Genomic DNA, 18,196 nt, shown 5'->3' on the forward strand with positions numbered 1-18,196 from the left:
GTTCCCCACACGGGAAGGGAGCCCATCCCCATGAGACGCAAGCGCATCGGAGCAGGTGCGGCGCTGGTGACCGGACTACTCGCGGTCACCGGCCTCGCCTTCGCACCCGCCGCCCTCGCCGTCGCCCCCGGCACCGCCACGATCACCGCCGACTGCGGCAGCTTCGGCGGTGGCGAGGCCACGCTCACGGCGACGCAGGACGGCACCACAGCCACCATCACCGTCAACTCCTCCGCCATCACCGCGCCGATAGCGCTCGGGGAGGACTCGATCTCCTCGACGCTGACCCTGGTCAAGGCGAGCGGCGGCACCACCGGCTTCACCGGCACGGAGAACCCGGCGATGGCCGCCGGCGACCCCGTCCAGGTCGGCCCGCTCAGCGGCACCGTGGCCTCCGGCGACAGCCTCGAGGCCTTCGGCGGCTCGCTGCAGATGACCGTCTTCGGTATCACCATCACCTGCACGGCGACTGGGCCGCAGTCACCGGGCCCGTTCGTGTTCGACTGATGCCCTGACGGGCGCGGTCCCGGTGCCCGGCCGACGACGTCGGCTACAGCGCGTCGGGGCCGCGCTCGCCCGTCCGTACGCGTACGACCGTCTCGACCGGCAGCGCCCACACCTTGCCGTCGCCGATCTTGCCGGTGTGCGCGGCCTTCACGATCGCGTCGATGACGTCGTCGGACTCCGCGTCGTCCACGACGACCTCGATCCGGACCTTGGGCACCAGGTCGACCTGGTACTCGGCGCCGCGGTACACCTCGGTGTGGCCGCGCTGCCGGCCGTAGCCGCTCGCCTCGGTCACGGTCAGGCCGTGCACACCGATCTCCTGGAGGGCGGTCTTGACCTCGTCGAGCCGGTAGGGCTTGACGATCGCGGTGATGAGCTTCATGCCTGCTTCTTGACCTTCTGGGCGGCGGGGACGGGGGAGGTGACGGACGCGGAGACCGGGGCGCCGTGCCCCAGGACCCCGTGATCGTAAGCGGTCTCGGCGTGCACCGTAAGGTCCAGGCCGGTGTGCTCCTGCTCCTCGCTCGCCCGCAGGCCCATGACCTTGTCGAGGACCTTGCCGATGCCGTAGGTGACGAGGAAGGCGTACCCGGCCACGGCGACGACGGCCACCGCCTGCTTGCCGAGCTGCGCGAGCCCGCCGCCGTAGAGGAGACCCTCGGGCCCGCCGGTCATCGTGGCCGTCGCGAAGACACCGATCAGCAGGGTGCCGATGACGCCGCCGACGAGGTGGACGCCGACGACGTCCAGGGAGTCGTCGTAGTCGAACTTGAACTTCCAGCCGACGGCGTAGGAGCAGACGACACCGGCGGCGAGGCCGACGACGAGCGCGCCGAGCAGGGAGACCGAGCCGCAGGACGGCGTGATGGCGACCAGGCCCGCCACCGCGCCGGAGGCCGCGCCCAGCGTCGTCGGGTGACCGTCGCGCCTGTGCTCGACGAAGAGCCAGCCGAGCAGGCCGGTGCAGCCGGCGGCGAGGGTGTTGAGGAAGGCGGCGGCCGCGAGCCCGTTGGCACCGAGGGCGGAACCGGCGTTGAACCCGAACCAGCCGAACCACAGCAGACCGGCGCCGAGCACGACCATCGGCAGATTGTGCGGGCGCATGGCGTCCTTCTTGAACCCGAGGCGCGGGCCGAGGACCAGGCACAACGCCAGTCCGGAGGCGCCGGAGGTGATCTCCACGGGGAGACCGCCGGCGAAGTCGAGGGCGCCGAGCCGCTCCAGGATCCAGCCGCCCGGGCCCCAGGTCCAGTGGGCGACGGGAACGTATACGAGCAGCGCCCACACGGGCACGAACACCAGCCACGCCCCGAACTTCGCCCGGTCCGCGATCGCGCCGCTGATCAGGGCCGCCGTGATGATCGCGAAGGTGAGCTGGAACGTGGCGAAAAGGAGGGTGGGGACGGTCCCCTGGACGCTGTCCGGGCCGAGGCCGGCCATACCCGCGTGGTCGAGGCCGCCGATGAGCCCACCGGCGATGTCGTCCCCGAAGGCGAGGGAGTAACCGCAGGCCAGCCACACGACGGTGACGAGCGCGATCGACACGAAGCTCATCATCAGCATGTTGAGGACGCTCTTCGTACGGACCATGCCGCCGTAGAAGAGGGCCAGGCCCGGGGTCATCAGCAGCACGAGTGCGGTGGCGGCGAGCAGCCAGGCGGTGTCGCCGGTGTCGGCCTGCGCGGCGGCGAGGGTCACGGTCGTCTCCATCGAGGTGGGGGCTCGTCAGAGATTCACCGGCATGCGTTTCCAGGCGCGTACGGATTTGTTTCGGCGAGGTTTCATTGCGGCGGGGTTTCCGAAGTCTCACCGGGCGGGAGGCGGAGTGCCCGTGGTGCGGCGGGCACTTGTGGATCAGGGAGAATGGGCCCCATGAGCGTTCGAACCCAGTCATCCGAGCAGCCGGCCGAGGCTACCCACCGCGCCGGCTTCGCCTGCTTCGTGGGCCGCCCCAACGCGGGCAAGTCCACTCTCACGAACGCTCTGGTCGGGCAGAAGGTGGCGATCACCGCCAACCAGCCGCAGACGACGCGGCACACGGTGCGGGGCATCGTGCACCGGCCCGACGCGCAGTTGATCCTTGTCGACACCCCCGGGCTGCACAAGCCGCGCACGCTGCTCGGCCAGCGGCTCAACGACGTCGTACGGACCACGTGGGCCGAGGTCGACGTGATCGGGTTCTGTCTTCCGGCGAACGAGAAGCTGGGCCCCGGTGACCGCTTCATCGCCAAGGAGCTGGCGTCCATCAAGAAGACGCCGAAGATCGCGATCGTCACGAAGACCGACCTCGTGGACGGCAAGACGCTCGCCGAGCAGCTCATCGCGATCGACCAGCTCGGCAAGGAGCTCGGTTTCGAGTGGGCCGAGATCGTGCCGGTGTCGGCGGTCGGCGACAAGCAGGTGGACCTGCTGGCCGACCTGATCGTCCCGCTGCTGCCGGAGGGGCCGGCCCTCTACCCCGAGGGTGATCTCACCGACGAGCCCGAGCAGGTCATGATCGCCGAGCTCATCCGTGAGGCCGCGCTGGAGGGGGTCCGGGACGAGCTCCCGCACTCCATCGCCGTCGTCGTCGAGGAGATGCTCCCCCGCGAGGACCGCCCCGCGGACAAGCCCCTCCTCGACATCCACGCCTTCGTCTACATCGAGCGCCCCAGCCAGAAGGGCATCATCATCGGCCCCAAGGGCAAGCGCCTGAAGGAGGTCGGCATCAAGTCCCGTCGGCAGATCGAGGCGCTGTTGGGGACGCCGGTGTTCCTGGACCTGCATGTGAAGGTGGCGAAGGACTGGCAGCGGGATCCGCGGCAGCTGCGCAAGCTGGGCTTCTGACCCGGTTTCCTCGCCCCCGCCGCCCCTACCCGTCCCGTCCCCGGGGGCTGCCGCCCCCGGACCCCCGCGTTCGGCCCTGAACGGGCCTCGTCCTCAAACGCCGGACGGGCTGAAAAACCCAGCCCCTCCGGCGTTTGAGGAGCGGGGGTCCAGGGGGCAGAGCCCCCTGGCGGGGTCGAAGGGGCGGAGCCCCTTCAAGGATGGGACGGGTAGGGGCGGCGGGGGCGAGGAACCCGGTGTGACGGGCGTCGTACCGGCCGTGAGCAGTACCGCGCCACCCCGAAAACCTCCCCGGCGAAAAGGCCTACGGCGTTGTCAGTCCCCCGGCGTACCCTGGAAATCGCCAGGCCGCCCAAGTGGCAGGCGAGTCGTATCGAGGAGGACGAGCAAGGCCTACGAGCCGGCCCATGACTCAGACACCCACAGCTCACACACCCGCGCAGGGGCAGGCGAGAGCACAGTTCACCGTCCCCGCCCAGCACCCCATGGTGACCGTGCTGGGGTCCGGCGACTCCCTGCTGCGCGTGATCGAGAAGGCCTTCCCGGGGGCCGACATCCACGTCCGGGGCAATGAGATCAGCGCGGTCGGCGACGCCGCTGAAGTCGCTCTCATCCAGCGCCTGTTCGACGAGATGATGCTGGTGCTCCGCACCGGACAGCCGATGACGGAGGACGCAGTGGAACGCTCGATCGCCATGCTCAGAGCGAGTGAGAACGGGGAAGGACCGGCCGAGACCCCGGCCGAGGTGCTCACCCAGAACATCCTCTCCTCGCGCGGCCGCACGATCCGCCCCAAGACCCTCAACCAGAAGCGGTACGTCGACGCGATCGACAAGCACACGATCGTCTTCGGAATCGGTCCCGCCGGCACCGGCAAGACGTACCTCGCCATGGCCAAGGCGGTGCAGGCCCTGCAGTCCAAGCAGGTCAACCGCATCATCCTGACCCGCCCCGCGGTGGAGGCCGGCGAGCGGCTCGGGTTCCTCCCAGGCACGCTCTACGAGAAGATCGACCCGTACCTGCGCCCGCTGTACGACGCGCTGCACGACATGCTCGACCCCGACTCCATCCCCCGGCTGATGGCCGCCGGCACCATCGAGGTCGCGCCGCTCGCCTACATGCGTGGCCGCACGCTCAACGACGCCTTCATCATCCTGGACGAGGCCCAGAACACCAGCCCCGAGCAGATGAAGATGTTCCTCACCCGCCTCGGCTTCGACTCGAAGATAGTCATCACCGGTGACGTGACCCAGGTCGACCTCCCGGACGGCACCAAGTCCGGTCTGCGGCAGGTGCAGGACATCCTGGAGGGCCTCGAGGACGTCCACTTCTCCCGGCTCTCCTCCCACGATGTCGTCCGGCACAAGCTCGTCGGCCGTATCGTCGACGCGTACGAGGTGTACGACAGCAAGCACGGCACCCAGAACGGCTCACACAAGGGCCGGGGCGGCAAGGCCGGGCACAAGGGGAAGTAGAGACACAGCACGACCATGTCGATCGACGTCAACAACGAGTCCGGAACCGAGGTCGACGAGCAGGCGATCCTCGACATCGCCCGCTACGCACTCGCACGGATGCGCATCCACCCGCTCTCCGAGCTCTCGGTGATCGTCGTGGACGCCGACGCCATGGAGCAGCTCCACATCCAGTGGATGGACCTGCCCGGGCCGACGGATGTCATGTCCTTTCCGATGGACGAGCTGCGGCCGCCGTCCAAGGACGACGACGAGCCTCCGCAGGGGCTCCTCGGTGACATCGTGCTGTGCCCCGAAGTCGCCGCCAAGCAGGGGTCGGAAGCGCCCACGCAGCACTCCATGGACGAGGAGCTCCAGCTGCTCACCGTCCATGGAGTGCTGCATCTGCTCGGGTACGACCACGAGGAGCCCGACGAGAAGGCCGAGATGTTCGGCCTGCAGGCCGCCATCGTGGACGGCTGGCGTTCGGAGAAGGGGATGACGGGGCCCTCCCCGGCCCCGACCGTGTCATGAGCCTTCCCCTCGTCTCCGGCGCGATCGCCCTGGTGGTCGTCGCCTGGCTCGCCGCCTGCGCGGAAGCGGGCCTGGCGCGCGTCTCCAGCTTCCGCGCCGAGGAGGCCGTACGCGGCGGCCGCCGCGGCAGCGAGAAGCTCGCGCTCGTCGCCGCCGACCCGACCCGCTATCTGAACGTGGCGCTGCTGGTGCGGGTGGCCTGCGAGATGGCCGCCGCCGCGCTCGTCACGTACGCCTGCCTGCAGGAGTTCGACCGCACCACCGAGGCCCTCCTGGTCGCGATAGCGGTCATGGTGCTGGTGTCGTACGTCGCCGTCGGGGTCTCCCCGCGCACCATCGGCCGCCAGCATCCGCTGAACACGGCGACGGCGGCGGCGTACGTGCTGCTGCCGCTCGCCCGGATCATGGGCCCGATCCCGTATCTGCTGATCCTCATCGGCAACGCCCTCACCCCCGGCAAGGGCTTCCGCCGCGGCCCGTTCGCCTCCGAGGCGGAGCTGCGGGCGCTGGTCGACCTCGCGGAGAAGGAGTCGCTGATCGAGGACGACGAGCGCCGCATGGTGCACTCGGTCTTCGAGCTGGGCGACACGCTGGTGCGGGAGGTGATGGTCCCGAGGACCGACCTGGTCGTCATCGAGCGTTACAAGACCATCCGCCAGGCCCTCACCCTCGCCCTGCGCTCCGGTTTCTCGCGCATCCCGGTCGTCGGGGAGAGCGAGGACGACGTGGTCGGGATCGTGTATCTGAAGGACCTGGTCCGCAAGACGCACATCAGCCGGGACGCGGAGAGCGAGCTGGTGTCCACGGCCATGCGGCCCGCCGCCTTCGTCCCGGACACCAAGAACGCCGGTGACCTGCTGCGCGAGATGCAGCAGGAGCGCAATCACGTCGCCGTCGTCATCGACGAGTACGGCGGCACCGCCGGCATCGTCACCATCGAGGACATCCTCGAGGAGATCGTCGGCGAGATCACCGACGAGTACGACCGTGAGCTGCCGCCGGTGGAGGAGCTGGGCGAGGACCGCTACCGGGTCACCGCCCGCCTGGACATCACCGACCTCGGCGAGCTGTATGGCCTCGACGAGTACGACGACGAGGACGTGGAGACGGTCGGCGGGCTGCTGGCGAAGGCGCTGGGCCGGGTGCCGATCGCCGGGGCGTCGTCCCTGGTCGAGCTGCCGGACAGCCGTGAGCTGCGGCTGACGGCGGAGGCGGCGGCCGGCCGCCGGAACAAGATCGTGACCGTGCTCGTGGAGCCGGTGGGCCCCGCCGGGCCCCTGGACGAGGAGACGAAGGCGGAGTGACCCCTCAGGAGCTGCGCGCATTCTGTCTGTCCTTCAACGCGGCCGTGGAGGAGTTCCCGTTCGCCCCGGAGATCTCGGTTTTCAAGGTCCGGGGCAAGGTGTTCGCCCTGAGCTGGATCGACGCCCGGCCCTTGAGAGTCAACCTCAAGTGCGACCCGGAGGACGCGGTCCGGCTCCGCACCGAGCACCCCGGCCTGATCGCGCCCGGCTACCACATGAACAAGCGGCACTGGAACACGGTGACGGTCGACGGCGAACTCCCGGACCGTGTCGTCCGGGAGTTCATCGAGGACTCGTACGACCTGGTCGTGGCCGGTCTGCCGAGAGCCGAGCGGCTCCGCCTCGACCGCCCCTGAGCCCGCTCGGAGTTCTCTCCTCCGGCGCGGTCCCGCCACGCGGTGGCGCCGATCCCGTCGAACGGCTCGACGGGTGGGGCGTCCCGCGCGACCGGCGTGGTGATCGGTCGCATGGGACGCCCCTCGGGCCCACCCCCGTCAGGCCCGCGTCCTCTTCCCGCCGCGGGACACCGCACCGAGTCCCACCGCCACCAGGGCGGCCGTGGCCAGCACGATCGCCGCGTTGAGGGCCATCACCGTGCGGGTGCCGGACAGCAGGTCGTCGGAGGTCGTCGCGAGGACGCCCAGCAGGGGGATGCCGATGGTGATGCCGATCTGCTGGGTCGAGGTGACCAGACCGGTGGCCAGGCCCTGTTCCTCGTCGGGGACGCCGGAGGTGACCGTCAGGCCGTAGGAGATGATCGCGCCCAGGTGGAACATGCTCGCCAGCGAGACGGCGGCCGTGGCTAGCCAGACGGACCAGGTGTGGGCGTTCAGGAACAGCAGGGCGGAGATGAAGGCGCCCTGACCGGTGAGCGAGACGACCAGGGTGCGGCGCGCGCCGAGGCGGCTGATGAACCTCGGGGTGAGCGAGCCCGCGATCACCGAGACGACACCCTGGACGCCGAAGACCAGGCCCGTCTCCCAGGCCGACAGGTGCAGGATCTCCTGCAGGTACAGGGTGAGGACGAAGACGACGGTCGACATCATCGAGAAGGTGACCAGGCCGCCCAGGTTGCCCCAGGCCACCGTGCGGCGGCGCAGCATGGGCAGCGAGACAAGGGGTGCGGACGTGCGGGACTCGACGACCGCGAAGGCCGTGAGGAGCGCGAGGCCCACGATGAGCGTCGTGATGACGTCGGTGCGGCCGAAGCCGTGGTCGGCAGCCGTGGTCAGGGCGTAGATCAGGGAGAGCAGACCCCCGGTGACGGTGATCGCGCCGGGCACGTCCAAGTGGGGGCGCTCGGGAGTGCGGGACTCGGGCAGCAGGCCGGGTGCCAGCGGCAGCACGACCAGCGCGAAGACGGCGAGCAGGCCCATCGTGGAGCGCCAGCCGAGCGCGTCGGTGAGGACGCCGCCCGCGACGACGCCGATGGTGAACCCGAGGGACATGAGCGTCCCGGAGATGCCGAGGGCGCGTTCCCGGGCGGGGCCCTCGGGGAACGTGGTGGTGAGCAGGGACATGCCCGTCGGGACGATGACCGCCGCGCCGAGGCCTTGGAGGGCGCGTCCCGCGAGGAAGGACGCCGGGTCCCAGGCGAACGTCGCGAGTACCGAGGCCGCGGCGAACAGGGCGAGGCCGGTGAGGAACAGCTTGCGGCGGCCGTAGAGGTCGCCGATACGGCCGAACAGGAGCAGGAATCCGCCGGACGGCAGCGCGAACGCCGTGACCGCCCACTGCAGTGCCGACTGGCTCATGCCGAGGTCGGCGCCGAGGACGGGGAGGGCGACGTTCAGGACGGAGAAGTCGAGCGCGACCATGAACTGGGCGGCGCACAGGACGAACAGGACGAGTTTGTCGCGCGTCGACAACCGGGGATCGTCGAGCGAGGGGGGCGTGGTGGGAGTGGTGGTGTCGATCGCCATGGGCAAGAGACTGCTCCCGCCGGAATAGCCGTGGGGAGCGGGAAGTTGTCCTGGTGGTGGCACCACCAGCCAACAGGACGAGGGGGATTCGTACGTGTCCGAGGGCGCGCTGAAGAGCAGGCGGCGGCACGAGCTGCGCGAGTTCCTGATGAGCAGGCGGGCCCGGGTGACACCGGCCGAGGCAGGCCTGCCGGACGGCGGGGCGCGGCGTCGTACGCCGGGGTTGCGGCGCGAGGAGGTCGCCGTGCTCGCCGGAGTGGGCGCCTCCTGGTATCAGTGGCTGGAGCAGGGGCGGGACATCTCCGTGTCGCCGCAGGTGCTGGACTCGGTGGCCCGCGTGCTGCGGCTGAGCAACGCCGAGCGCCGGCATCTGTATCTGCTGGCCGGGATGAATCCGCCGGTGCGCGAAGTGGCGCCCGAGAAGCGGGACATGTGCGACGGGCTGCAGCGGCTGATCGACGCCTGGATGCCGTACCCGGCGCACATCATGGACAGGTACTACAACGGCGTGATGCACAACGACGCGGCCGCGGCCGTGCTCGGCATGCGGCCGGGCAAGAACTGGAACTGCCTGATCGACTTCTTCACGGATCCGCTGTACCGGGCGCGGTCGAAGAGCTGGGAGCTGAACGCCCGTACCGTCGTGGCGCAGTTCCGCGCGCTGTGCTCGGCCTCCCCCGACGACGAGGGCTTCCTGGCCGTGCTGGCGGAGGCGAGGGCGTCCAGCCCGGAGTTCACCGAGCTGTGGGAGCGGCGGGACATCGAGGACGCCGGGCAGATCCGCAAGGAGCTGGACCATCCGCTGGTCGGGCTGCTGTGCCTGGAGTCGAGCGTGATGCAGATGCCGGTGCGGCCGGATCTGTCGATCGTGCTGCACACTCCGCTGGACGAGGCGAACACGGCGGCGAAGCTTGAGTGGCTGGCGTCGCCGGAGGGGCGGCGCGGGGCCATGTACCCCGTGGCCGGTTAGGCCCGGCGTCGCTACGTATGCTCAGGTCATGACCGACAACAGCGCGCTCGACCCCGAGGACCGCAAGATCGTCACCCTGGCCCGTTCCGCGCGGGCCCGCAACGGCGTTCCCGAGGGGGCGGCCGTACGGGACGAGACCGGCCGTACCTATGTCGCCGGGACCGTTGCCCTGGACTCCCTGAAGCTGAGCGCGCTGCGGACGGCGGTGGCGATGGCGGTGGCGTCGGGGGCGAAGTCGCTGGAGGCGGCGGCGGTCGTGACGGATGCGGAGGGGGTCTCGGAGGGGGACCGGGCGGCTGTGCGGGACCTTGGCGGGGCTGGGACGCCGGTGCTGGTGGCGGGGCCGGACGGGACGGTGCGTTCCACGGTGACGGCGGGCTGAGGTTCGGGGGCGAACGCCGGACGAGCTGGAACACCCGGAGTTCAGGGCCGCGCTGCCGCCGTGATGTGGCTCAGTACGCAGCGCCAGCGGCCGTCCCGGCGTACGAAGACGTCGGTCGTCCACTCGTCCGCGTCGAAGCGCTCGCCCCGGTAGTGGGCCGTGTTCGTCACCCGGGCGGTCACGACCGCCGAGTCGCCGTGGACGCGGATCCTGGGTTCGCCGACGATCCGGAACGCCGAGTGGGTCAGGTCGCCGGACTCGACGAGCGCGAGGAACTGCGCCCTGGTGGAGATGCCCGAGTCGGAGACGATGACCCAGTCGTCGGCCATGAAGTCGGCGATCCGGGCGGGCTCGTTGGAGACCATCGCCGCCGCCCAGCCGTGTGTGGTGGCAGCGAGCCCGGCCACGCTCGCATCGTCGCTCATGGCCGGATGGTAACCAGAGCCGTCCGGGGCGGCGCCCGGAGCGTATCCGACGGGCGAGTGTCAGTGCCGGGTGTCACGCTGAGGTCAGAGGATCTGCGAAGGGAATCACCATGATCACCACTGACCTCGCTCCCGGCTCCCCCTGTTGGCTCGACCTCGGTGCCCCGGACGTCCGGGCCGCCGCGGCCTTCTACGGCGCGGTGCTCGGCTGGGAGTACGAGTCCATGGGTGAGGCGGAGGACTTCGAAGGCGGGATGTTCAAGAAGGACGGCAAGACCGTCGCCGGGCTCGGCAAGCTCACCGAGGAGGGGGCGCGGTCGGCCTGGATGATCTACTACACCGTCGATGACGCGGACGCGACGACCCAGGCGGTCGAGCGCGCGGGCGGCACGGTGCGGGTGGCGCCGCGGGACCTCGACGACTGGGGGCGGATGGCGCAGTACAACGATCCGCTGGGCGGCCAGTTCGCGGTCTGGCAGCCGGGGAAGAACTCGGGATTCGAGCTGGCGGACGCGCCGGGCTCGCTGTCGTGGACCGAGCTGTACACGAGCGACGCCGCGGGCGCGAAGGAGTTCTACAGCGGTGTCTTCGGCTGGCAGTTCAGTGAGATGGCGCTGCCGGGCGGCGGCGGCGCGTACACCCTCATCACGCCGGCCGGGCTGCCCGAGGAGCGCATGCAGGGCGGTCTCATGGAGCTGCCCGAGGAGAACCTCACGCTGACGAACGGACGGCCTTACTGGCACCCGGTCTTCCACGTCACCGACTGCGACGCCGCCGTCGCCGAGGTCACCGAGAACGGCGGCAGTGTGCAGATGGGGCCGGAGGACGCGGAGGGCGTCGGCCGGCTGGCCGTCTGCGTGGACCCGTGGAACGCGGACTTCGTGGTGCTGACGCCGTCCACCCCGCCGTCCACCTCCGGCTGAGCCCACGGACCCCCTGGGCCTGAACCCGCCACGCCGGTGGGGCTGAACCCGTCACCGCGGTGGGGCTGAACCCGTCACGCCGACCTGCGGAACCCGATCGTCGGCACCGCCCGCCGCAGCGGCCACGGTCTCCCGTCCTCCTCCGGCACCAGATCCGCCAGGAACGCGTACCGGCGCAGGGCCTCGGGGTCCTGCCGGTCGAGGGACTGGACCTTGCGCCACCAGGCGCCGATCTCGGCCCAGCCGGGGGCGGACAGGGAGCCGCCGAACTCCTGCACCGACAGGGCTGCCGTGAGGCCCGCGAAGGCCAGCCGGTCGGCCAGCGGCCAGTCGGCCAGGGTGCCGGTGACGAAACCGGCCACGAAGACGTCGCCGGCGCCGGTCGGGTCGAGGGCCTCGACGGCGATCGCGGGGACCTCGGCCGTCTCCCCGGTCCGTCCGTCCACCGCGTACGCGCCCTGCGCGCCGAGGGTGACCACCGCGAGGGGGACGTGCGCGGTGAGGGCGTGGGCCGCCTCGCGCGGGCAGTCGGTGCCCGTGTATCGCATGGCCTCCTGGGCATTCGGCAGGAAGGCCTCGCAGTGCTCCAGATCGGCCAGCCCCGCCAGGTCCCACGCCCCCGTGTCGTCCCAGCCGACGTCGGCGAAGATACGGGCGCCCTTGCTCGCGGCCTGCGCGATCCAGGGGGCCCGCTTGCCCGGCTCCAGCGAGGCCACGGCGGCACGTGCGCGTGGGGGGCAGTCCGGCGCCGGCTCCTCCGGGGGCGGCTCGTGGCCGTGGGAGACCATCGTGCGCTCCCCCTCGTACGCCATCGAGACCGTCACCGGCGAGTGCCAGCCCGGCACCGTGCGCGACGGCGAGAGGTCGATGCCCTCGCCGTGCTCCAGCGCGTCCCAGCAGTACTCGCCGTAGTGGTCGTCGCCGAAGGCCGCCGCGAGGGAGGTCCGCAGGCCGAGGCGGGAGAGGGCCGTCGCCATGTTCGCCACGCCGCCGGGGCTCGACCCCATCCCGCGCGCCCAGGACTCTGTCCCGCGCACCGGGGCCGAGTCGAGGCCGGTGAAGATGATGTCGAGGAAGACCGTGCCCGTGAGGTACACGTCCCAGGGCGGGTCGGCGGGCGTGCGCAGGCCGGCGAGGGGGTCGACCCGGGCCCGGCGGTACGGCGCCCCTGCCATGGACGACGACCCCTGGGGCGAGGGTCCCTTTCCGTTGGTCGCGGTGGGCGTGGTCACGGTGCGCTCCCTGACGTGGTGCTGATCTGGCCAGTGTGCACCACGCCACCGACAACGCCACCGCACCAGGCACAACGTCACCGCGATCCGGCCCGAGCCCCCGGTGGAGACCTCACCGAGGCGGTCGGCAAGCCCCTACCAGCGGGGCACCGAGGGCGTGCCCCAGCCCGGGTCGGCGACCCGCATGGCGGCCGCGTCGTCGCGGTCTCTCAGCGAACCGTCGTCATCCAGCCACCGCCGGTGCAGCTCCGCCAGCCGCTCGCGGTCCAGCTCGACACCGAGACCGGGCGCGTCGGACACGGCGACCTTGCCGCCCTCGAAGGTGAGGCGTTCGGTGAGGACGTCCTCGGACTGCCAGGGGTAGTGGGAGTCGCAGGCGTGGTGCAGGTTGGGGACGGTCGACGCCACGTGGGTCATCGCGGCCAGGGAGATGCCCAGGTGAGTGTTGGAGTGCATGGACACCCCGACGCCGAAGGTGCGGCAGATCGCCGCCAGCTGCTGGGTGTTGCGCAGCCCGCCCCAGTAGTGGTGGTCGGAGAGAACGACCTGCACGGCGTCCTTGGTGAACGCCTCCTTGATCTCCGCGAACGTCGTCACGCACATGTTGGTCGCCAGCGGCACCCCCGCCCGCGCGGCGACCTCGGTCATGGCGGCCGTACCGAGGGCCGGGTCCTCCAGGTACTCGAGGACGTCCCCGAGCTCCCGCGCCACCTTCAGCGAGGTCTCCACGGACCAGGCCCCGTTGGGGTCGAGGCGCAGGGGGTGCCCGGGAAAGGCCGCCGCGAGGGCCCGTACGGCAGCGATCTCCTCGTCCGGCGGAAAGACCCCGCCCTTGAGCTTGAAGGAGGTGAACCCGTACCGCTCCGTGAACTTCCGCGCCTGCTCGACCACCCCGGCCGGGTCGACGGCGGCACCCCAGTCGTCCTTCTCGGCGTGGACGCCCTCCGGATGCTCGGCCCATTTGTAGAACAGGTAGGCGCTGTACTCGACCGCGTCCCGCACTTTGCCGCCGAGCAGCGCGTGCACGGGCAGCCCGAGCGCCTTGCCGAGGGCGTCGAGGCAGGCCACCTCGAAGCCGGAGACCACGGACAAGCGCAGCTTGTCGGCGGTCTGGACACCACGCAGCCCGCCGACGTCGACCTGGCCCTGGACCCGGGACCGGTCGACGGCCACCTCGTCGGCGACGGCGAACAGGCCGTTCACATCGGAGACTTGACGACCCATCAGTTTCTTCGCGAACGGCCGGGCCAGCTCCAGGTACTTGGTGTCGCCGTACGTCTCACCGACGCCCGTGACCCCGTCGGCCGTCACCACCTCCACGATCAGGCGGGGCGTGTACGGCTGATGCACCCCCTGGGTGTTCAGCAGCGGCGGGTCGGCGACCAGGATGGGCGTGAGGCGGACGTCGGTGATCGTGAGGTTCACAGCGCTGCTCCTACGAGGTCGAGTCCGGTGGCGAGGAGAGTGCGCAGGTCGGCCAGGTCGGCGGCCGACGGATCGGTGAGCGGGGCGCGTACGGGGCCGACGGGGCGGCCGCGCAGCCGGGCCGCCGCCTTCACCAGGGACACGGCGTATCCGGGCACCCGGTCGCGGACCTCGACGAGCGGGACGTAGAAGTCGCGCAGCAGCTTGTCGGCCGTGTCGTGATCACCGCACCGGAGGGCGGCGAAGAAGGCGTTCGCGATCTCGGGGGCGAAGGCGTGGACGGCGGAGGAGTAGGCCGGGACGCCGACGGTGGCGTAGGCGCGGGCCTGGATCTCGGCGGTGGCGGCGCCATTGAAGAAGAGGAAGCCCTCGGGGGCGGCGAGGGTGAGGCGCTGGAGGCGGTCGAGATCGCTGTGGCCGTCCTTGAGGCCGATGACGTTCGGGATGCGGGCGATGCGCCGCAACGAGTCGGCGGTGAAGGCGACTTGACCGCGCTGGTAGGTGATGAGCGGCAGCCGGGTCCGGGCCGCGAGCTGCTCCAGCTGGGCGACCAGGCCGTCCTGCGGGGCGGCGACCAGGTAGTGCGGCAGGACGAGGAGGGCGTCGGCGCCGGCCTCCTCGGCGATCCGGGCGAACCGCGCGGCCTGCGCCCAGCCGTAGCCGACCCCGGCGACGACGGGCACGCGCCCGCCCGCCTCCTCGACGGCGATCGAGACGACCTGCCGGTACTCGTCCTCGTCCAGCGAGAAGAACTCTCCTGTGCCGCAGGCGGGGAAGAGGGCGCCCGGGGCGGTGGCGAGCTGGGCGGCGACGTGGGCGCGGAAGCCGTCCGGGTCCAGCGTGCCGTCCGCGTGGAAGCTTGTGAGCGGGAACGACAGCACTCCTTGCGCCATGCCGTCCCGCAAGCGCCGGGCCGTGTCCGTATGGAGGTCATCGAGGCCATGGAGGCTCTGGGGGCTCACCCTCGCCATCTCCCAATGTAGACGTCATCCACGTATGAGAATGGAGACTAGATACGCGAACCCTGACCGTCAATGGCACGGCCCCTCCGACACGTCCATCGGATGCGATCCGTTTACGATCGCCCCATGTCAGACACAGGCGGCGTCCGCGAGGTGAAGTCGGCGGCGCGCACGGTCGAGTTGCTGGAACTGCTCGCCGCGCGAGGCGACCGCCCCGCCCGCCTGCAGGAGCTGGCCGACGAGCTGGACGTACCGCGCAGCTCCATGTACGCCCTGCTCCAGACCCTGATCTCCCGCGGCTGGGTCCGCACGGACATCACCGGCTCCCTCTACGGCATCGGCATCCACGCCCTGCTCACCGGCACCAGCTACCTCGACTCCGACCCGCGCGTCCGGGTCGTACGCCCGTATCTCGACGAGGCTTCGGAGGCGCTGGGCGAGACGATCCATATGGGCCGGCTGGACGGCCGGGACGTGGCCTATCTGGCGACGCGTGAGTCGCACGAGTACCTGCGGACGATCAGCCGGGTCGGCCGGCGCCTTCCGGCCCACGCGGGCGCCCTGGGCAAGGCGCTGCTCGCCGAACGCCCCGACGGCGGCCTCCCCGAGGGCCCGTACGAGTCCCTCACTCCCCGCACCCACACCACCCGCGAGTCCCTCGCCGCCGATCTCGCCGAGGTGCGGGTGCGCGGTTACTCGGTCGACCGCGAGGAAAGCGTCACCGGCATCGCCGGCTTCGGATTCGCCCTGCGCTACGACACCCCGGCCCAGGACGCGATCAGTTGCTCGGTGCCGGTGGCCCGGCTGTCGGCGGGACATGAGGAGCGGATCGTCGCCGTGATGCGGGAGATCAGGGCGAAGATCGAGGCGACGGTTCCCGGCGGGGGCGGCGTGGGCGGGTCGGTGCACTGGCGCAGGTGAGGGCGCCTTCTACCCGAACTCCCACACCCCAAACGGAACGTGCCCCAGATCACACCCCCCTCGCTTCTTCCCACCAGTCCCTGCTTGATACAAATTCCTCGCGCGTTCCTGTCCGTCGACGGCCTGCGCCCTCCCCCTCTTGAGCCGCTTCTTTTCGCATGCCCTGGGAACGCCCGTGTTCGCCCCCCGCACCACTGCCTGGCCCCTCGTCGCCCTTTTCACGGCCGGGTACCTGGCCCCGTATCTGCTGCCGACGGTCGTCGGCAGGCTCGACTCGGGTCTTCCGCTCTCCCCCACCCAGGCGGGCGCCGTCGGCAGCGCGCTGCTGCTGAGTTCGGCGTCGGCCGGGTTCGCGCTGGCCTCGCGCGTCGAGCGGATCGGGGCGCGGCGGCTGGCCCGCATCGGCCTGACGCTCGCGGCCCTCGGCTACGGCGGGGCGGCATTCGCACACGCCGTACCGGCCGTCGTCCTGGGCGTGCTCGTCGGCGGCTTCGGCTCCGGTACGGCCACCGCGGTCGCCGCCACCCGCATCGCCGCCCAGCCCGACCCGCACCGGCCCACCACGCTCGGCCTCCTCGGCGTCTCCGCCCTGGCGGGCGCCGTCTATCTGACGGTCCCCCACCTCGGCCCCGGGCACGGCCTCCCGCTCGCCGCGATCGCCCTCACGGCGCTCGCCGTATGGCCGCTGACGAGCCGGCTCGCGGTCGCCACGAGCACCTCACGACAGGGCTGGGACGCCTCCCCTCTGCCCCACCGCCGCCAGGGTCTGACCCTCGCCGCCTGCATGCTGTGCTGGTCCCTCGCCCAGAACTCCCTCTGGGGCGTCAGCGGCCGGATCGGCCTGGACCAGGCGCATCTGACGGAGGCCACGGTCGGCGCGGTGTTCGCGGTGGCGCTCGGCGCCGGGCTGCTGGGCGTCACCGGGGCGGGCGCGCTCGGCCCGCGCCTCGGCCGCGCGCTGCCCATCGGCGCGGGTACGGCCCTCATCGCGGTCTGCATCGCGCTCAGCGCGTCCGCCACCGACCTGACGAGCTTCGCGACCGGCGAGATCGCCTGGAACACGCTCTACCCGATCGTCCTGTCGTACGTCATCGGCCTCGCCGCCTCCCTCGACGCGCGCGGCCGCTGGGCGGTGCTCGTCGGCTCGGCGTCGTCGCTGGGCACGGCGGCGGGCCCGCTGACCGGGAGCGTGCTGTCGGCGCAGGCCGGGTTCCCGGTCATGGGTGCGGCGCTGGCGGCCGGGCTGCTGGTGATCGCCGTACCGATGACGGCCGTGGCGCTGGGCCTGCGGTCCCGGAAGACCGTCGCGGTCACGGAAGGCGTCGAGGTGGTCGAGGTCGTCGAGGTGGTCGAAATCCCCTTGGGCACCGCCGAAGCCACCCCCGCCGCTCCCGACCGCCTCACCGCGGCTACCTGAACTCGTACGCCTCCACCTCGGCCAGATACCGCGCCCGCAACTCCTCGTCGTCCTCCAGGAAGGAGGCGAGGAACGAGTTGCGGGCGAGCTCCCGGAGCCGTTCGTCGGTCAGGCCGAGGCTCCGGCGTACGGCGTCGAAGTTGTCGCCCGCGTAGCCGCCGAAGTAGGCCGGGTCGTCGGAGTTGACCGTGCACATCAGCCCGGCGTCGAGCATCGCGGGCAGGGGGTGCTCGGCGAGGACGTCGACGGTCCGCAGCCGTACGTTCGACAGCGGACACAGCGTCAGCGGCACCCGCTCCCGCACCAGCCGCTCGACCAGCGCCGGGTCCTCCATGCACCGCAGCCCGTGGTCGACGCGCTCCACGCCGAGGACGTCGAGGGCCTCGGTGATGTAGGCGGGCGGCCCCTCCTCGCCCGCGTGGGCGACGCGCCGCAGACCGAGCGCGGCGGCGGCCTCGTACACCTCGCGGAACTTCACCGGCGGGTGGCCGACCTCGGCCGAGTCGAGGCCGACGCCGGTGATCCGGTCGAGATACGGCTCGGCGGCCCGCAGCGTCTCCATGGCCGACTCGGCGGAGTCGTCACGCAGGAAGCACATGATGAGCCGCGTGGAGACGCCATGGCTCTCCTCACTACGCCCCAGCGCCCGCCACAGCCCCTCGACGACCGTGCCCAGCTCCACTCCCCGCTTGGTGTGCGCCTGCGGGTCGAAGAAGATCTCCGCGTGCCGCACACCCTGCGCGGCGGCGCGGGCCAGGTAGGCGTTCGCCAGGTCCTCGAAGTCCCGCTCGGTGCGCAGGACGGCCATGAGCTCGTAGTACAGGTTCAGGAAGGACTGGAGGTCCTCGAACTGGTAGGCCTTGCGCAGCTCTTCGGTGTCGGCGTACGGCAGCTCGACGCGGTTGCGGTCGGCCAGTTCGAAGGCGAGCTCGGGTTCGAGGGTGCCTTCGATATGGAGGTGCAGTTCTGCTTTCGGGACGGACATCAAAGCA

Annotated in this window: 19 protein-coding genes; 11 read left to right on the plus strand and 8 right to left on the minus strand. The window is 71.2% G+C overall.

Going from position 1 to position 18,196, the window contains the following annotated elements; translation table 11 throughout:
- Window positions 1-30 precede the first annotated feature (30 nt).
- Complete coding sequence (locus ACTMVF_RS18660) at window positions 31-507, plus strand: hypothetical protein (RefSeq protein ID WP_441272194.1); 477 nt, start codon at window positions 31-33, stop codon at window positions 505-507.
- A 43-nt stretch (window positions 508-550) separates the two neighbouring features.
- Here the strand turns inward: ACTMVF_RS18660 and ACTMVF_RS18665 are convergent, their stop codons facing one another.
- Window positions 551-889 carry a P-II family nitrogen regulator gene (locus ACTMVF_RS18665; protein WP_441272195.1) on the minus strand — a complete coding sequence of 113 codons (339 nt, stop codon included), beginning with the start codon at window positions 887-889 and terminating at the stop codon, window positions 551-553.
- Window positions 886-2,217: an ammonium transporter gene (locus ACTMVF_RS18670; RefSeq protein ID WP_441272196.1), complete on the minus strand. Its 1,332-nt coding sequence runs from the start codon at window positions 2,215-2,217 to the stop codon at window positions 886-888. Before ACTMVF_RS18670 ends, ACTMVF_RS18665 begins: the two co-directional genes overlap by 4 nt.
- Before the next feature lie 153 nt (window positions 2,218-2,370).
- Between ACTMVF_RS18670 and era the strand changes: the two genes are divergently transcribed.
- From era to ACTMVF_RS18695, 5 genes are all read left to right on the plus strand, one after another.
- Window positions 2,371-3,333 (plus strand): GTPase Era, encoded by a 963-nt coding sequence (era, locus tag ACTMVF_RS18675; protein WP_441272197.1) that lies wholly within the window; start codon window positions 2,371-2,373, stop codon window positions 3,331-3,333.
- Between the two features lie 407 nt (window positions 3,334-3,740).
- Window positions 3,741-4,808: a PhoH family protein gene (locus ACTMVF_RS18680; RefSeq protein WP_441272198.1), complete on the plus strand. Its 1,068-nt coding sequence runs from the start codon at window positions 3,741-3,743 to the stop codon at window positions 4,806-4,808.
- 15 nt (window positions 4,809-4,823) lie between these two features.
- Window positions 4,824-5,321 (plus strand): rRNA maturation RNase YbeY, encoded by a 498-nt coding sequence (gene ybeY, locus ACTMVF_RS18685; protein ID WP_441272199.1) that lies wholly within the window; start codon window positions 4,824-4,826, stop codon window positions 5,319-5,321.
- Window positions 5,318-6,625, plus strand: coding sequence for a hemolysin family protein (locus ACTMVF_RS18690; protein WP_441272200.1), 1,308 nt, complete (start codon window positions 5,318-5,320; stop codon window positions 6,623-6,625). Before ybeY ends, ACTMVF_RS18690 begins: the two co-directional genes overlap by 4 nt.
- Window positions 6,622-6,981, plus strand: a complete 360-nt coding sequence (locus ACTMVF_RS18695; protein ID WP_441272201.1) for an MmcQ/YjbR family DNA-binding protein — start codon at window positions 6,622-6,624, stop codon at window positions 6,979-6,981. The genes ACTMVF_RS18690 and ACTMVF_RS18695 overlap by 4 nt, the downstream gene beginning before the upstream one ends.
- Window positions 6,982-7,119: 138 nt before the next feature.
- Here ACTMVF_RS18695 and ACTMVF_RS18700 read toward each other — a convergent pair whose 3' ends face one another.
- The gene (locus tag ACTMVF_RS18700) at window positions 7,120-8,547 is read right to left on the minus strand and encodes an MFS transporter (RefSeq protein WP_441272202.1); all 1,428 of its coding nucleotides are present in this window, start codon (window positions 8,545-8,547) and stop codon (window positions 7,120-7,122) included.
- A 148-nt stretch (window positions 8,548-8,695) separates the two neighbouring features.
- Between ACTMVF_RS18700 and ACTMVF_RS18705 the strand changes: the two genes are divergently transcribed.
- Window positions 8,696-9,517 carry a helix-turn-helix transcriptional regulator gene (locus ACTMVF_RS18705; RefSeq protein WP_441272447.1) on the plus strand — a complete coding sequence of 274 codons (822 nt, stop codon included), beginning with the start codon at window positions 8,696-8,698 and terminating at the stop codon, window positions 9,515-9,517.
- Between the two features lie 28 nt (window positions 9,518-9,545).
- Window positions 9,546-9,899, plus strand: coding sequence for a cytidine deaminase (locus tag ACTMVF_RS18710; protein ID WP_302000805.1), 354 nt, complete (start codon window positions 9,546-9,548; stop codon window positions 9,897-9,899).
- 41 nt (window positions 9,900-9,940) lie between these two features.
- On the opposite strand, the gene ACTMVF_RS18715 is transcribed toward ACTMVF_RS18710, so the two are convergent.
- On the minus strand, window positions 9,941-10,324 hold the full coding sequence (locus tag ACTMVF_RS18715) for a nuclear transport factor 2 family protein (protein ID WP_302000804.1): 384 nt from the start codon (window positions 10,322-10,324) through the stop codon (window positions 9,941-9,943).
- Between the two features lie 110 nt (window positions 10,325-10,434).
- On the opposite strand from ACTMVF_RS18715, the gene ACTMVF_RS18720 reads away from it, so the two are divergent.
- The gene (locus ACTMVF_RS18720; RefSeq protein ID WP_441272203.1) at window positions 10,435-11,247 is read left to right on the plus strand and encodes a VOC family protein; all 813 of its coding nucleotides are present in this window, start codon (window positions 10,435-10,437) and stop codon (window positions 11,245-11,247) included.
- A 74-nt stretch (window positions 11,248-11,321) separates the two neighbouring features.
- Here the strand turns inward: ACTMVF_RS18720 and ACTMVF_RS18725 are convergent, their stop codons facing one another.
- The 3 genes from ACTMVF_RS18725 to ACTMVF_RS18735 all read right to left on the minus strand — a co-directional run bounded on the left by ACTMVF_RS18725 (window position 11,322) and on the right by ACTMVF_RS18735 (window position 14,797).
- On the minus strand, window positions 11,322-12,422 hold the full coding sequence (locus tag ACTMVF_RS18725; protein WP_441272448.1) for a carbohydrate kinase family protein: 1,101 nt from the start codon (window positions 12,420-12,422) through the stop codon (window positions 11,322-11,324).
- Window positions 12,423-12,614: 192 nt separating this feature from the next.
- Window positions 12,615-13,904: a glucarate dehydratase family protein gene (locus ACTMVF_RS18730; protein WP_441272204.1), complete on the minus strand. Its 1,290-nt coding sequence runs from the start codon at window positions 13,902-13,904 to the stop codon at window positions 12,615-12,617.
- Window positions 13,901-14,797 carry a 5-dehydro-4-deoxyglucarate dehydratase gene (locus tag ACTMVF_RS18735; RefSeq protein ID WP_441272449.1) on the minus strand — a complete coding sequence of 299 codons (897 nt, stop codon included), beginning with the start codon at window positions 14,795-14,797 and terminating at the stop codon, window positions 13,901-13,903. The genes ACTMVF_RS18730 and ACTMVF_RS18735 overlap by 4 nt, the downstream gene beginning before the upstream one ends.
- Window positions 14,798-14,992: 195 nt before the next feature.
- On the opposite strand from ACTMVF_RS18735, the gene ACTMVF_RS18740 reads away from it, so the two are divergent.
- On the plus strand, window positions 14,993-15,787 hold the full coding sequence (locus ACTMVF_RS18740) for an IclR family transcriptional regulator (RefSeq protein ID WP_441272205.1): 795 nt from the start codon (window positions 14,993-14,995) through the stop codon (window positions 15,785-15,787).
- A gap of 175 nt (window positions 15,788-15,962) precedes the next feature.
- Window positions 15,963-17,204 carry an MFS transporter gene (locus ACTMVF_RS18745; protein ID WP_441272206.1) on the plus strand — a complete coding sequence of 414 codons (1,242 nt, stop codon included), beginning with the start codon at window positions 15,963-15,965 and terminating at the stop codon, window positions 17,202-17,204.
- On the opposite strand, the gene ACTMVF_RS18750 is transcribed toward ACTMVF_RS18745, so the two are convergent.
- A complete protein-coding gene (locus tag ACTMVF_RS18750; RefSeq protein WP_441272207.1) occupies window positions 17,197-18,189 on the minus strand; it encodes an adenosine deaminase in 993 nt (330 codons plus the stop codon). The genes ACTMVF_RS18745 and ACTMVF_RS18750 overlap by 8 nt on opposite strands.
- Between the last annotated feature and the right edge of the window lie 7 nt (window positions 18,190-18,196).

Source organism: Streptomyces sp. SD31 (assembly GCF_052068475.1).
Classification (GTDB): Bacteria; Actinomycetota; Actinomycetes; order Streptomycetales; family Streptomycetaceae; genus Streptomyces.

What these genes read in the sequence shown, in the direction of transcription:
- ACTMVF_RS18660 (WP_441272194.1), top strand. Translation starts at nt 31, where the DNA reads ATGAGACGCAAGCGCATCGGAGCAGGTGCGGCGCTGGTGACCGGACTA.
- ACTMVF_RS18665 (WP_441272195.1), bottom strand. Translation starts at nt 889, where the DNA reads ATGAAGCTCATCACCGCGATCGTCAAGCCCTACCGGCTCGACGAGGTC.
- ACTMVF_RS18670 (WP_441272196.1), bottom strand. Translation starts at nt 2,217, where the DNA reads ATGGAGACGACCGTGACCCTCGCCGCCGCGCAGGCCGACACCGGCGAC.
- era (WP_441272197.1), top strand. Translation starts at nt 2,371, where the DNA reads ATGGGCCCCATGAGCGTTCGAACCCAGTCATCCGAGCAGCCGGCCGAG.
- ACTMVF_RS18680 (WP_441272198.1), top strand. Translation starts at nt 3,741, where the DNA reads ATGACTCAGACACCCACAGCTCACACACCCGCGCAGGGGCAGGCGAGA.
- ybeY (WP_441272199.1), top strand. Translation starts at nt 4,824, where the DNA reads ATGTCGATCGACGTCAACAACGAGTCCGGAACCGAGGTCGACGAGCAG.
- ACTMVF_RS18690 (WP_441272200.1), top strand. Translation starts at nt 5,318, where the DNA reads ATGAGCCTTCCCCTCGTCTCCGGCGCGATCGCCCTGGTGGTCGTCGCC.
- ACTMVF_RS18700 (WP_441272202.1), bottom strand. Translation starts at nt 8,547, where the DNA reads ATGGCGATCGACACCACCACTCCCACCACGCCCCCCTCGCTCGACGAT.
- ACTMVF_RS18705 (WP_441272447.1), top strand. Translation starts at nt 8,696, where the DNA reads ATGAGCAGGCGGGCCCGGGTGACACCGGCCGAGGCAGGCCTGCCGGAC.
- ACTMVF_RS18710 (WP_302000805.1), top strand. Translation starts at nt 9,546, where the DNA reads ATGACCGACAACAGCGCGCTCGACCCCGAGGACCGCAAGATCGTCACC.
- ACTMVF_RS18715 (WP_302000804.1), bottom strand. Translation starts at nt 10,324, where the DNA reads ATGAGCGACGATGCGAGCGTGGCCGGGCTCGCTGCCACCACACACGGC.
- ACTMVF_RS18720 (WP_441272203.1), top strand. Translation starts at nt 10,435, where the DNA reads ATGATCACCACTGACCTCGCTCCCGGCTCCCCCTGTTGGCTCGACCTC.
- ACTMVF_RS18725 (WP_441272448.1), bottom strand. Translation starts at nt 12,422, where the DNA reads ATGGCAGGGGCGCCGTACCGCCGGGCCCGGGTCGACCCCCTCGCCGGC.
- ACTMVF_RS18735 (WP_441272449.1), bottom strand. Translation starts at nt 14,797, where the DNA reads ATGGCGCAAGGAGTGCTGTCGTTCCCGCTCACAAGCTTCCACGCGGAC.
- ACTMVF_RS18740 (WP_441272205.1), top strand. Translation starts at nt 14,993, where the DNA reads ATGTCAGACACAGGCGGCGTCCGCGAGGTGAAGTCGGCGGCGCGCACG.
- ACTMVF_RS18750 (WP_441272207.1), bottom strand. Translation starts at nt 18,189, where the DNA reads ATGTCCGTCCCGAAAGCAGAACTGCACCTCCATATCGAAGGCACCCTC.